10 protein-coding genes and 1 tRNA gene are annotated in these 14,546 nt (G+C 42.7%); 4 read left to right on the top strand and 7 right to left on the bottom strand.

Annotated features, from left to right (window positions below; translation table 11 throughout):
* Positions 1–79 precede the first annotated feature (79 nt).
* Both BV372_RS31055 and BV372_RS31060 read right to left on the bottom strand, forming a co-directional pair.
* Positions 80–1,312, bottom strand: coding sequence for an RNA polymerase sigma factor (locus tag BV372_RS31055; protein ID WP_086690802.1), 1,233 nt, complete (start codon positions 1,310–1,312; stop codon positions 80–82).
* Between the two features lie 25 nt (positions 1,313–1,337).
* Entirely contained in the window at positions 1,338–1,697 is a 360-nt protein-coding gene (locus BV372_RS31060; RefSeq protein WP_086690804.1) for a YciI family protein, read from the bottom strand.
* Positions 1,698–1,897: 200 nt separating this feature from the next.
* On the opposite strand from BV372_RS31060, the gene BV372_RS36815 reads away from it, so the two are divergent.
* On the top strand, positions 1,898–2,044 hold the full coding sequence (locus tag BV372_RS36815) for a hypothetical protein (protein WP_179198295.1): 147 nt from the start codon (positions 1,898–1,900) through the stop codon (positions 2,042–2,044).
* Positions 2,045–2,096: 52 nt separating this feature from the next.
* Here the strand turns inward: BV372_RS36815 and BV372_RS31065 are convergent, their stop codons facing one another.
* Positions 2,097–3,425, bottom strand: coding sequence for a hypothetical protein (locus tag BV372_RS31065; RefSeq protein WP_086690805.1), 1,329 nt, complete (start codon positions 3,423–3,425; stop codon positions 2,097–2,099).
* A gap of 160 nt (positions 3,426–3,585) precedes the next feature.
* Between BV372_RS31065 and BV372_RS31070 the strand changes: the two genes are divergently transcribed.
* The 3 genes from BV372_RS31070 (at position 3,586) to BV372_RS31080 (ending at position 8,095) form a co-directional block, all read left to right on the top strand.
* Positions 3,586–3,960, top strand: a complete 375-nt coding sequence (locus tag BV372_RS31070) for a hypothetical protein (RefSeq protein ID WP_086690806.1) — start codon at positions 3,586–3,588, stop codon at positions 3,958–3,960.
* A 24-nt stretch (positions 3,961–3,984) separates the two neighbouring features.
* On the top strand, positions 3,985–4,881 hold the full coding sequence (locus tag BV372_RS31075) for an alpha/beta fold hydrolase (protein ID WP_086690808.1): 897 nt from the start codon (positions 3,985–3,987) through the stop codon (positions 4,879–4,881).
* Between the two features lie 724 nt (positions 4,882–5,605).
* Entirely contained in the window at positions 5,606–8,095 is a 2,490-nt protein-coding gene (locus BV372_RS31080; RefSeq protein ID WP_086690810.1) for a tetratricopeptide repeat protein, read from the top strand.
* Positions 8,096–8,193: 98 nt separating this feature from the next.
* Here the strand turns inward: BV372_RS31080 and BV372_RS31085 are convergent, their stop codons facing one another.
* From BV372_RS31085 to BV372_RS31100, 4 genes are all read right to left on the bottom strand, one after another.
* Positions 8,194–8,694 (bottom strand): hypothetical protein, encoded by a 501-nt coding sequence (locus BV372_RS31085; protein ID WP_086690811.1) that lies wholly within the window; start codon positions 8,692–8,694, stop codon positions 8,194–8,196.
* 269 nt (positions 8,695–8,963) lie between these two features.
* A tRNA-Gly gene (locus BV372_RS31090) sits at positions 8,964–9,035 on the bottom strand.
* Positions 9,036–9,099: 64 nt separating this feature from the next.
* Entirely contained in the window at positions 9,100–12,330 is a 3,231-nt protein-coding gene (locus BV372_RS31095; protein WP_086690812.1) for an efflux RND transporter permease subunit, read from the bottom strand.
* A 91-nt stretch (positions 12,331–12,421) separates the two neighbouring features.
* Entirely contained in the window at positions 12,422–13,915 is a 1,494-nt protein-coding gene (locus BV372_RS31100; protein ID WP_256973568.1) for an efflux RND transporter periplasmic adaptor subunit, read from the bottom strand.
* Positions 13,916–14,546: the final 631 nt, after the last annotated feature.

The raw sequence follows: 14,546 nt of genomic DNA on the forward strand, positions 1-14,546 counted from the left end.
AATTGTCAGTACTGCGAAATACCTTGGCATAGAATTCTCCACTCATAATCAGGTTTTTGGTTGCTACATTGAGTCATATCTACTCACCTAATAGAAGCGACTGATGAAGCAGGAACTCGCGAATTGCAGCGTCTTCGGTTAAGGCGATCGCTCGTAAATAAGCTTGCTGAGCTTCCGAATGATAGCCTGAGTGCTTGAGTAAGTGAGCTTTCAGCGCCCAATAAGGTTGGTAGTTTTTCACAGCTTCGATTGACAGTGCATTGAGCTTTACTAAACCCTGGTTTAGTCCTTTGGCTTCGGCGATCGCAGCCGCCTGACTCACTAATGCACCGATCGTCGGTGAAAGCTGAACTAATCCCTCGTACAGCAATGCCAATACCTGCCAATTCACCTGCCCAGTGATGGCACGCTGAGCATGAACCGATTGAATGGCAGCTTCAAGCTGAAATCGTCCCAATTGATTGAATGTCGCTGCCTGCGTTAGTTCTTGTTCTGCTTCGTCGATCGTCGGCTGTAACCAAAGCCTTGTATCCTGCTGCAATAGGGGAATGTAGTCACCGTTAGCGGCGCGTCGAGCATTGTGTCGAGATTCGCAGTAGAGCAGCAGAGCTAGCAAACCGCGTGCTTCTGGTTCTTGAGGCATGAACTCAACGCATAAACGAGCTAGCCAGATTGCTTCTTCTGTTAATCCTGGATGCCGAGAATCACTGCCATCGACAGTTTCCCAAGCAGTGGTGTAAGCGGCATAGATTGATTCGAGGACGGCGGCTAATCGAATTGGTAAGTCTTTTGCGTCTGGTAGCTCGAAGGCGATGCCAGCATCTCGGATTTTTGCCTTTGCCCGCACTAAGCGCTGGCTCATCGTGGTGGGCGCAACTAAAAATATGGAAGCAATCTCAGCCGCATTCAAACCGAGTACTGTTTGCAACATTAGTGGCGTATGAATAGCGGGATTAATCGCGGGATGGGCACAAACAAACAGCAGTTTTAAGCGTTCGTCTGGAAAGTTCACCGCATCGAAAATGGGTTCAGTTTGGGATTCTAGTTCATTCCATTTGAAAGCATTGAGGACTTGATCCTGAACTTTCGTGCGTCGCACAACATCAATGAGCCGATGTCGTGCAGTCACAAGTAGCCATGCTTCAGGATTTTTGGGAACTCCGCTTTCCGACCAAGTTTTCAAGGCGACCAGGAAGGCATCGCCGAGGGCATCTTCGGCAGCCATCACATCCCTGGTTTGGGCTGTCAAATAAGCAACCAACCGTCCATAAGCGCTCCGGGCTGCCAATTCTGCTGCTCGACGTGCATCCATCTTTCGCGCTTGCTTCCTCTAACAATTAGGTTTGGTGAACAATAGAACGAACTTCAACCCCAATAATCGGACGAACTTCGACACCTGCTAAACTCGCGGCAGGATTCCGGGCTGCCCATTCCAGAGCAGTATCCAAATCGGGCACGTCGATGATATAAATACCACCCAATTGCTCTTTGGTATCAGCAAAAGGACCATCTTGCACGCTCCGCTGTCCGTCTTGGACGCGAACGGTTGTAGCAGTCCGGGTGGGCTGAAGTCCTGTGGCAGCAACCATTACTCCAGCTTCAGACAGGGCTTGGGCATAGGCAGCGAATGCCGGAGGATGGATTTTGCCAGTTGCGTAATCGTGCTCGTTGGCGTAGTTGAGAATGGCGTATTTCATAATCTTTACCTGTTTTGGGTTGAAGTAGATGATGCCTTCTATAACAATGACGAACAAGACACCGACATTTCGACAGGATCTAAAATTTTTTGAGAGTGATTTTGAAATAGGTTGATAGTAGGCTGGTGATTTTAGCTAAACAGCGATCGCTCATTCGTCCATTGCTGAAAACTTGAGCCGTATAACGACTAAGATCAGCGGTGGTGAGTAAACTTCTCGACCGTCCGCAAATCGACTTGTTTGATCGCGATCGTCACAATCGACTGACTAGAAACGAACATGGCCTACCTGCACAATCATCCGTTTTAGAGGACGCAAGATTGGATGCCAAGTTTAAGCATCACTAGTTAACTGCAAATATACACTTTTGATTAGTGCAGTACTCAACTTCAAAGCACATTAATTATCAGTTTCAGACAGCTTCAGATTTTCCACAATCGTTTTTAAGTGAGGTTCAAACTGCTCCAGGCTGCCAAGGTCTTTGAATATATGACTTTTTGCCGCTGGATCATAGCTTGTAGTAATAATGTACAAATTCCCATTAAATGCCATATAACTCACATACTTTTCGCGCACCTGCCCTGAACGATCTATGCTCTTAAAGCCATACTTTAATCCTGGCAAAGCTCCAATCTTGACTGCTTGTGGTTGTTCCACCTGAACTTTATAGGCTTTGCCATAAGTCGAAGTACGAGCTTTTGTAATCGCTTGGTAGTAATCTGCAATTACAGCTTTTAATGCAGTCATTACCTTAGCTTTATCATTAGGATTGCTATAGGTGATTAGTCCTGGGACTAGCCCAAGTTTTTCAAATTGTGTTTGCAAAATCGGATAGTCTGTATACATCCTGCGTTGAAGTTCGACGCTTCCCAGATCGAGTTTGTTGCGATAAACGCACAGGAAGGGTTTTTGATAATGGCAAGGGCTGACACTCCATCCCGCAGGAGAAGAGGTTTTACCTAGAACCGATAGCCACGGGTTGCCTAATTCTTTTTGAGTATCATACAGAGGAGTACCGTCGGTCGCTATCACCACATAGCGATACTGATGGAAGGCAGTTTCTAAATATGGCTTGAGTTGGGTAACATCATTAGCATTACGAACTGTGACTTCAAAGTAGCCGCTCTCCGGCACCCAACCAATCCACCAACCTTGGTTGTATTTGTCATAGCCAACTTTTCCCCAAAATTTGAAGCGTGCTTTGCGCTCATCTTCGGGATGTATACTCTGGTTAACTTTGCGCCAAATCGGTTGTCCCGAATTACGTAAAGCATCGCGTAACATGGGCAACGGCATCTCAACCGGAGGGCGATTGAGATACCAACCATAGCGATCTCGCTCAGTCTTCAGATGAGTACGAGTACAGCCATCATACTGAGCCGAAACCAGTCGCTCATCAGCAGTGTAAACTTCGTAGGTTGAACCGTCTAATTGTAAAGTATTGAGAACTTGTTGTTTCTCGATTCCCGTTAAACGATCAAATTCCACAGTCAATGTGATGCGGCGATTTGCGATCGCATCCAACATCTTCTTTCCAAAAAACTGATTGGGATCGTTTTTGAGTTGGTTTGCACGTTGTTGTACCTCAGGATTCACTTGTTCTGGCGGACGAGCAAAACCTGGACAGTTTGCCTGGGCTGGATGTGCCCCCATCCATACATAAGCGGTGAGTAATATAACTGGAAACAAAGAGTGCAGTAAGTGCGATCGCACTTTGAGTTTCAACATAATTCTTTAGTCAACAATTCCATCAATAGATGCCACTGTATATACCTTCATTAGAATTCAATCGATTTACGCTGTTATTGCAATCTTCATCTGCCCCACCGATGGAATTTATATTTTAAAGTAGAAAATAGTTTGATCAACAATTGTTGTTAACAAACCAATGAAAATCTTAAGCTTAGTTGTACCTGCTTTGTTATTACTCAGCACGCCTGCTATGGCAGTTGAATACAAAGGGCATTCCATTGATGGTCAAAAGCTGCCTGCTAGAGCTTACTATTATGCAACTGGTGGAGCCTACAACGTTCAGGCCAGCTTTCACAAACAACGAGCCACCATTTACTTTGAAGACGGCAACCAAACGAATATACAGTTGAACAGCCAGGTAATCGCGGACGCAAAAAATATCGAAGGTTTTGGAAAACTTGGACAGTATCGGGTGAATAATTTCTTCAGTGTTGGCTTGATATATGGCAGTGATTGGCCTAGCGCCACCGATAATCAATTGCAACAGTCCAATCCACTAGAGGGTTTATAGAAAATTAGTTTGGATTGAATACCAATGCTTCCTAACTTTCTGCCATCACAAGTTAATCAAATAACAGATCCAAAAGCGATCGCCTTCATCAATAGTATTGAAAGAATTGCCCTTGTAACTTCCCTCAGTCAACAGCCAATCCTCACAACCTACATTCATAAAGGATTGGGAGGAACACCGATTCTGCTGCTGCACGGCTTCGACAGTTCCATCCTAGAGTTCCGTCTTCTATTGCCATTACTTGCTGCTCACAATCAAACATGGGCAGTAGATTTGTTAGGTTTTGGCTTTACACAAAGGCAAAAAGAAATCAAATACAGTCCACATACAATCAAAATTCACCTTTATGAATTTTGGGCAACTTTAATTAATCAACCTATCGTACTAGTAGGTACATCAATGGGAGGTGCAACTGCAATTGACTTTACTCTTACTTATCCTGAAGTCGTAAAATCGCTAGTATTGATTAATAGTTTGGGTTATACTGGTGCTCCCACTTTTAGCAAATACTTGTTTCCTCCTTTTGACTTTCTTGCTGTAGAATACTTACGTCAACGGCATATTTTTGCATTAAATATAGGCAGTATTGTAGCTAATTTAGCTCCAGAAATACTTTTGGCTATTCAGTGCGCGATGCTACACCAAGAAATGCCCCTTTGGCATGATGCCATGATTTCTTATGTCAAAACTGGTGGTTATAGTGACTTAGCGAATAGAATTGCCCAAGTTTATAAACCCACACTAATTTTATGGGGAGAAGCTGATGATATGCTCCCATCTGAAGATGCTGAAAAATTTCGGCAAGCTCTTGCCAATTCTCAGCTAATCAAGCTGAAAAATTGCGGTCATGCGCCTCAAATTGAACAGCCACAAATTACATCTCAACATATTTTGCATTTTCTGAGTCTTCACGATTTTTAATCATATTGGTCAATCTGAAGCCTTCGTCAAACTCTTTCAGGGAAATGCATTACATATGTTAATAGCCTATACAATAAACCAGAAGCGGCTTTTTTCTAATCAAATGTTCGTAGCTATTAACCAAATTTAAACTCACATATTGCTAATAAATGATATTTAGATTTTCAAATGAAGACAATTGAATCACTTCAGCTGGTTTGTGATTATCCAAGTCGCGTATTGAAGAAGAATACAGTATACAGAATTCAGAATCATTAATGGGGGATTCAACCCACCACTAATTAAAGACCGCTAAATTGAAAATTTAGCGTGGCGTTTCACCATGAATTCATCTATCAGCGATGCATTGAGCTTGTCGAAGTTTCGCGCAGAATTCAAGCCTGTATTATAGCTACTAATTCCTGAATTTTGCTAAAAAATCTAATTTTCAAACCTGTCAGATCAGAATTAGCTAATATACTTAATTTTGCTCATTGAGTTAGGAAATTAGGATTACTAATTGCCTAAAATTTCTGGCTGGTACTATTGAGAAAAATTTACTTGAGCGAATTAAACATTTCTGCGACTTTTGAGCAAGAATTAGGAATAAATTTAATAAAAATTGATACTTTACAAACATACCTTAGTTAAATGCTATGACACAAACGATGGGTTATATTAGCAATATAAGTGTAAAAGTAAAATCATACAGACTGTAATTCCTATAATTTATAAACCAAAGATTGTGATTGGTGTATTTTTAGACAGGCGTTATAAAATTATTAGCTTTTTGTCTGCTGGAGGATTTGGACACACTTATCTAGCGGAAGATACGAAGCGTCCTGGTAATCCTATTTGTGTTGTTAAACATCTCCGTCCCCCGGCTCAAGACCCTAAGACAATCAAAATTGCTCGTGACCTGTTTGCTAAAGAAGCAGAAACTTTAGAAAGCTTGGGTCAATACGCACAAATTCCCAGATTATTTGCCTATTTTGAACAACAACAAGAGTTTTATTTAGTTCAAGAGTTCATTCCTGGTTCTACTTTGGCAGCAGAAATTCAAGTTGGGCATCCTTGGGCTGAAGAAAAAGTCCGCCAACTCTTAATTGCAGTCTTAGAAATTTTAACCTTTGTTCACGAACAAGGAGTGATTCACCGAGATATTAAGCCTGCTAATTTAATCCGCCGCCAGTCTGATAACAAGCTCGTATTGATTGATTTTGGAGCGGTAAAAGAACTTGCTACACAAACCGTCAATTCTCAAGGACAGGTGATTTCAACAGTGGCAATTGGCACTAGAGGGTACATGCCGCTGGAACAATTGAATGGTTATCCCCAATATAGTAGCGATATCTACGCTGTTGGGATGATGGGGATTCAAGCCCTGACAGGTTTAGGAATCAATGACCTATTAAGGCTGAAAGACCCCGATAATCCTAGTGCTGGTGAGATTATTTGGCGCGATCGCGCTCAGGTGAGTTCTGAGTTTGCTGCTATTGTCGATCGAATGGTGCGTGTAGATTACCGCCAGCGATATCAGACCGCCGCAGACGCGCTGACAGTTTTGCGAGATACTGTGAAGATAGCAACCCGTCAACCTTCATCTTTGAGAGCCAAACAGTCGGTGAATGTCGCTCACCGCTTGCGCCAGTTCCCTAAGCGAGTCTGGTTGATGGTTGCTGGAGGGCTGAGTGTTGTCCTACTCAGTGGGTTGGGAATTGCATCCTGGCAGAATCATCAGCAAAACGCTCAAGCTTCAGCCCTTCTAGAACAAGCTAGAGCAAAAATTAACCGAGAAGATTATCAAGCAGCCAGCGCAGATTTAAACCAGCTCCTGCGGATTCAACCCGAAAATGGTGAAGCATACTTTTGGCGGGGATATAGTCATAGTAAATCTTTCGATTTAGATTCCACCAAAAAAGCGATCGCAGACTATACGCAAGCTCTACGTTACCTAAAACCTGTGACACCACAAGTTGGTATCCAATTTAGTATCGATCCCAACACCAAACTGCCAATCATTACCGATGTTCCTTATAAGTTGCCTGCGGCTCAAGCAGGAGTGAGACAAAACGATCGCATTTTGGCGATAGACGGTCAACCAACAGTCAATAAAACCGATACCCAATTACAGAAATTGCTCCAGGGTGAAGCTAATACACCCCTAACTTTACGGCTTGCTCGCAAAGAAGCGAGCGAATTTGAGTTAACATTCAAACGAGTGATGGCTCCTAATCAGCAGTTAGCAATGATTTACGGACAAAGGAGCTTGGCTCGGTGGCGAGATAAAGATTATGAAGGTGCGCTTCAGGATGCTCGCAAAGCCCAAGAGATTGTTCCTAATTCCAAATCCACAGGGTTGTTTCACTACTATGAGGGACTGGCTCTAGCTGGTCAAGGTAAGAAACAGGATGCACTTTCCGCATATGGAAAAGCCATTACTGAAGACCCGAAGCTGGAAAAGCCATACATTAAAAAAGGCGAAATTCTCCGCCAGTTAAATAAACCTTTAGAAGCAGTTGAAGTTTATAATCAAGCGATTCAAGTCAATCCCAACTTCGTAGAGGCTTATTCTGAGCGTGGTGAAACCCGTTTCAATTATTTAGGACAAAAACAAGCTGCTATTCAAGATTTCACCAAGATAATTCAGATCCACCCTGAAGTTCATTCGATTCTTGAGCCAAATTATCTGGCAAATGCTTATTTTCAGAGAGGTAGAGCCTATCTTGACTTAGGAAAGCCGCAAGCCGCGATCGCAGATTTTAATTGGCTATTAAATCAAAAACCTTTACCAACTAAAGACCTTCCCTACATTTTCCGAGGAGTTGCAAAAGACAAGCTCAAAGACTTTCACGGAGCCATTGCGGATTTTACAAAAGTTATTGACGACAATTCCTATTCCAGATACAAGCAAGAAGCTTATCACTTTAGAGGACTAACTTACGTTCATATCAAAAATATTCCCGGTGCGATTCAGGATTTTACTAAAGCAATTGAGGTCACTGAGGATGCAATTGAAAAGGCGAAATTCTCACGTTTTCCTGAGCTTTTGGACGACTACGATCCCAAAGCCTATCTTCCTAGTTACTATATGAGTCGAGGGCGTGCTTATGCCAATTTAGGCTATAAGCAACAGGCTATAGAAGATTTACAAAAGGCAGCACAACTTGCCTTTGAGCAAAAACAACTTGACCGATATACGACAGCTAACACTGAGATTCAAAAGCTACGGTAGAAGTAAATGCAGTTCCTAACTTTTTTTGCGAGTTGAGAAAAAATCATGATTCTAGAATTCACTATTTACCAAAAATATGGCAATAACTTATACCTAACTCATTGGATGTAACTATCGTAGCCGTGGAGCTCTTGCCGCAAAAATTTATCCTCAAATTGAATCCGTATAACCAGGATTATAGTTGAAACAATCGCTATTAGCGCCATTCTAACCACAGGGACATACCAAGCATCGTCAGAACGGCACCTGCATACATGGGATGTCGGACAACGCTCTCCAACTCCCTGATCAATCACTGTTTGTTGCAGATTTGCTTGATGTTTGACCGCAGTTGCTGCAAAGGTATTAACCTTAAAGGATAGGGAGATAATCCCCCAACCAATAATAAACAAGAGTAACCCCAACACCGAAGAAATCGCCTTTGGTGGAGCAAATAAGTGAAATCGGAAGACATCTAGGGGAATGAAGGCGACCAAACTCAGGAATGAGGCAATTAGTAGATTGGCAAGAATTTTGTCACTCAGGGGTTCTTTTTCTTGAATGGGTGGTTTGAGGCGTTCTTGCAATAAAGCATCATCATCTCGGAAAACGCCAATCATCGTCGCCACATGGGATAACAGGCGTTTCTAATTCACATCAGGCGTAAATTTCAAAATAAAGAGGTGGGTTGAAAGGAATGTCACCTTCCCAAATTTATTCTTGTAGTGACTGAATCCAAATTTGCATTGATAAATTCAAGTTCAGCATAGAATAAAAGGAAGTGAGTTGTTTAAGAGGACGTTAATTTGTTAACAGTGACACTAATTCGTTAAAAATGACATGAATCTGTTAACAGTGACAAATAATTTGGCAATCGACATGAATCAAAAGCGGGTGATGGGACTCGAACCCACGACGTTCACCTTGGGAAGGTGACATTCTACCACTGAATTACACCCGCAAAAAGCAGCTAGCCATTAAGCTATAGCTAGCCGCTATCATACCACAATTTGCCAATGCTGAATTTAAGAAGCAGATTTTTCGCGTTCTGATGGCAGGTTGATGACTTCATGTTCACCAGATGAATGGCGGGGTGGTTTTTTACCAAAGCCGTAGCGCAATGTATTGATGATCCAGTGTTGGAAGTTGTCAATATAACTAAATATCACTGGTACAACCACCAATGTCAGCAGAGTGGAAGTTGTGAAGCCACCCATAATGGCAATTCCCATCGGTTGGCGGACTTCTGAACCGACGCCAATTCCCAATGCAAGAGGTAGAGTACCGGCTATTGTTGCCATAGAGGTCATCATAATTGGGCGTAGCCGTGATACACCAGCTTCTATCAGTGCTTGACGTTGGCTTTTGCCTTCTTGCATGTTGATGATTGTATAGTCTACTAAAAGAATTGAGTTTTTGGTAACAATCCCTAACAGCAGAACAATCCCAATCAAGGCATAGAGTCCTAAGGGTTTCTGCACAAGCATCAAGGCTACAAGTGCGCCGCCTAAACAAAAGGGCAAGGCTGCCATAATCGATAGAGGATGGAGGAAGTTGTTATATAGCAGGACGAGAATTGCATAGATGCACAGAATTGCTAATCCCAAAGCGCTGCCAAAACCTCTAAATATGTCTTGCATAATTTTTGCACCGCCAGAAGGTTGCTGTACTACTCCTGGGGGCAAATTTTGCATGATGGGTAGTTTATTAACTGCTTGGACTGCTTCTCCTAGGGCGATGCCTTGTAAGTTGGCTTCTACGGCAACTTGACGGGCGCGATCATAGCGGTTGATGGTTGCAGGACCACTACCAAAACGGATATCTGCGACCGCGATCAGGGGAACTAAGCTGCCATTTTGACTTGGGACTTGGAGATTTTTAATATTGTTGATCTCTGCACGGGCTTGAGGATCGATTTGCACGCGAATCGGGATTTGCCGATCGCTTAAATTATATTTAGCTAAATTCGCGTCGTTATCGCCAATTGTAGCTAGGGAGGCTGTACGCGCGATCGCTTGCACTGTTACACCCAAATCTGCGGCACGTTGCGGATCGGGAATTACTAAAATTTCTGGTTTTACCAAACTGGCGCTAGAAGAGACTTCTACTAATCCGCTTAAGGTTCGCATCTGCTTTTCTAGTGCCTCAGCAGCTTGATTAAGGGCTTGGGGATTTTCACTTCTCAGAACTATTGATAAACCCTTACGGCTATCACCAGGCACTTGACTTTGAAAACTAATTCTAGCGCCTGGTATTTGTTGGAATGAGGGGCGTATTTGCTCTTCAAACTGTTTTTGGGAAATCTTTCGTTCTTCTTTGGGTTTAAGATTGACAGCAAGGTTAGCTGTATTCAAATCTTCAGTGGCTAGCACCTGTTCAACATAAGGGTTTTCTAAGAGGATATTAGTTGTCTGTGTAACTACCTGATTCATGTCTGCCAAGGTGGAACCAGGTGGAATTTCTATAGCTATGCTGGAAAGTCCGTAGTCACCATCATCAACGAAACCCTTGGGAATTAGCGGAACTAGCATCAGACTGGCAATAAAGAAAGCTAGAGCGATCGCTATTGTTGTTAATCTATGGCGTAATGCCCATTGCAATAGCGATTTATAAGGTTGAAACCTACGAGGCTTGACAGTAATGAGTTCTGAGTTGTGAGTTCTGAGTTTTTTAGTTCTTTGCTTGCTCGTTGGCAGTGTAAATTTAAAATGAAAGAATCGAAGGACTCTTGGCTGATTCTGTTCCTGCGTTTCCCTACTCCGATGCGTATGGTCTTTATCCTTGAGTAAATACGCCCCCATCATCGGGGTTACCATTCGGGCTACGAAAGTTGAGAAAATTGTGGAAATAGCAACGGTAAAGCCAAATGGTTGGAAAAATTGTCCCGGAATTCCGCCCATAAAGGCAACGGGCATAAATACGGCAATAATCGTTGCGGAAGAAGCCATCACAGCTAATCCCACTTCATCAGAAGAATCATAAGCCGCTTGCATAGCTGATTTGCCCATTGCCATGTGCCGTTCCATGTTTTCAATTTCGACGACGGCATCATCTACTAAGTTACCTACCGCTAGGGCTAATGCTAGCAATGTCATGTTGTTGAGGGTGTAACCCAATGCTTGCTGTACCGCAAAGGTAGGAATCATTGATAAGGGCAGGGCTACGGCAGTAATCAATGTTGCTCGCCAGTTACGTAAAAATAACATAATCACGATGACTGCCAGCACTGAGGCTTGAATCAACTCATCAATAGTGCTTTCGTAGGATTGGCGAACGACATCAGCCCTAGTAAAAATTAAATCCAGCTTTACATCTGGAGGTAGAGTTTTTTCCAGTTCTTTAACTGCGGCTTTGACTCCTGATTCCACAGTCACCATGACGCTGCCAGTACTGCGGAGAACCTGAAAAGCTACCACAGGTTTATTATTTAAGCTGGCAGTTTGCCGCACGTCGCCAAACTTATCTTCCACAGTGCCCAAGCTGGACAAGGGTACAGAACCGCCCCTTGGCAGGACGATTTCGTAGGTTTTCAAAACACCGACACTGGCAGCGTTACCTAAAGTCCGAATACTTTGTTCGCTACCACCTAATTCTGCACGTCCACCGGGTAAGTTAATGTTTAAAGCGCGGATTTGGTCGTTTACTTGAGTTGCGGTTATACCCAAGGATTGTAAACGATTAGGATCGAGGTTAATTCTGATTTCTCGGTCAACCCCACCCACACGTTTAATTTGGGCGACACCTTTAACTGCCAACAAGGCGCGGCTTATAGTTTGATCTACGAGGTTGCTTAACTCTTCTACAGAACGGCGATCGGATTTGACAACGTAGGTAATGATCGGGCCGCCAGCAAAGTCTAAGCGTTGAACGATTGGATCGTTGATGTCTTGGGGCAAACTTTGACGAATTTGGGCGATCGCATTGCGCACATCATTGGTGGCGCGATCGCTATTTGTCCCCAACAAAAAGTTAATTGTTGTTGTGGAATTGCCATCAGTCACCTTTGAAATCATGTTGTCGATATTGCCCAACCCAGCGACAGCATCTTCAATCTTTTTCGTCACTTGAGATTCAAGTTCCACCGGGCCTGCACCCGGTTGTGTGACTGTCACGGAAACTGCGGGAATATCTACATTGGGATTGGTATCAATTCCTAAGGAAATGAAAGAAAACCAACCGACTATCGTCAAAATTAAAAATAAAACTATCGTGGGAACAGGTTTTTTAATCGACCAAGCAGAGATATTAAAAGACATCAGAGAATTTTAGATTTTAGATTAATTGCAAAAAAGATAAAGGTGCCAATCCTGATTTCACCGCAGTGCATTTATATATGGATTTTTCCGTTCACTCTTCATCCTTTAGTGGACTTGTAACTACTAGTACTTTGTCGCCATCTTTGAGATAGCCTGCACCACTAACTACCACGCGATCGCCTAATTTCAATCCGCTTTTGATTGCCACCCTGTTACCGTTAATAGGTTCTCCTAGTTCTACTTTCTGGGCGCGAACAATGTCTTCACCCGATAGCATGAATATAATTACACTTCCATCTGGTTGGGCTTGTACTGCTTTCTGCGGTACTGTCATTCCCATCGCTGAGTTGGTGGTAATCGCTGCGCGGGCGAACATTCCTGGTTTCAGCAAATTGGTAGGTGGTAAGTCGATTTTTACTGTTGCTTCACGCCTTTGATCGTTGACTAGTGGTTGTATCTCTCTGACTTTTCCCTGCAACTTGACGCGGCGATCCAGATCGGAAGTAACTTCTACATTTACACCAACTTTTACCAGGGGTAGTTGAATTTCAGGAAGTTTTGCTTGCAGTTCTAACTTGCGATCGCGAATAATCGAAAACAGCTTTTGCGTACCACCGACAATATTGCCTACCTGAGTTTGCGGTGGTACACCTGTGACATCTCCAACTCTTGCCAGTTTTTCGGCAATAATTCCCGAAACAGGTGCAATCACCAATGTTTGTCCCAATTGAGTTTGCAACTGTCCTACCTTCGCCGCACTACTACGTACATCAGCCCTGGCTTTGTTGACATTCGCTTCAGCAATGCTGATATTTGCTTGACCACCACCAACGTTTGCTTGGGCGCTACGGATATTTTCTTGGGCAAGGCGCACAGCTTCTATGGCAGTTTTTACAGTGTAGGAACGAGTATCGAGTTCTTGTTGACTAATTGCACCTGACGCGGCAAGTTTTTCATAGCGTTGAAAATTCTTTTCGGCTTCTTCTAGCCTCGCCTGTGCTTGCGCTAAATCTGCTTGCCTTTGCTTGACAATCGCCAGATTTGATGACACAGTTGCCTGCTTAGATGTCACATCTGCTTGCTTAGATTCCACATCTGCTTGCTTGGATTGCACATCTGCTTTAGCTTGGCTAATTTGAGCTTGCAGTATAGAATCATCTAGCACCGCCAGCACTTGACCTTTTTTGACGAAGGCTCCTTCTTTGACATTGTCGGGAATTTGTTTGATTTGCAACCCGTTTGTCTGCGGTAAGACAGGAATTAAATCAGATGCGGCTATAGTACCTGTAGTATTAAGAGTCTGAGCAATACTAGCAGGTGCTACAGATGCGATTGTAACTGTCATAGCTGGTTTAGCTGGCGATGCTGATTTATTCGCTACAGTCTTTTGTTGAGGATCTGCATGATTTTTGAATGCACCTACACCACCAAGGGCGATCGCAAAACCTAAACCAGTCCCTAGCAATAACGGCATCAACCACAGGCGAGTTTGTCTATCATCTAATTTTCTGTTAAAGCCAGCATCCTCAGTCCTTAAAGGTTCTTCCATCTCGACTTCTGATGGACTTTCGTCACCCACAGTCATACCTGTACCTCCTATGCATATAAAATACTCTACTGAGATTTTCTTAAGAAAGGTTGAAATTTATTAATGTATATTAAATATGACACCTTTTTTCAGACTCTGGCTGTCATTGTTCCCAGTATATAAACATGACGGAGGTCATATTTTTATTACCATAGAAGAATATTCGCAATATATTCAGATTATTCTATTATTGTCAATAAGTATTTGCACTAAATTAATAAATGTTTTTAAGTATTAAAATATTATAGGCTGGGATTGCTGATAATATTAAGGAATGCTTGTGCATCTCACCAAAACTTCCAGCAATTGTCATTTTTCCCCTCAGAATTAGGAAATTTTAACTATTATTACTTGAATCTGCAAATATATAGTTTAATATTGCTACGAATTGTCTGAAAAATTGATAATCCTATATCTAAGATTAGTTACTAATCAGTCTGATTCTCTAGCAACATCACTTTGATTTATGTTACAAACCCTTGAGATCTAGATCGCTACTGCTTAAAGAATAGATGTTAACAACTAATGAGGCTAAGGTATATCTGTACAAATGTGAATAATTTGTGGCAATATATAGCAATCCTAAATGGTTTATGAGAAAACACCATATTCATGAAGTTTAGGGAAG

It is taken from the genome of Nostoc sp. T09 (assembly GCF_002154695.1).
In the GTDB taxonomy this organism is placed as follows: Bacteria; Cyanobacteriota; Cyanobacteriia; order Cyanobacteriales; family Nostocaceae; genus Aulosira.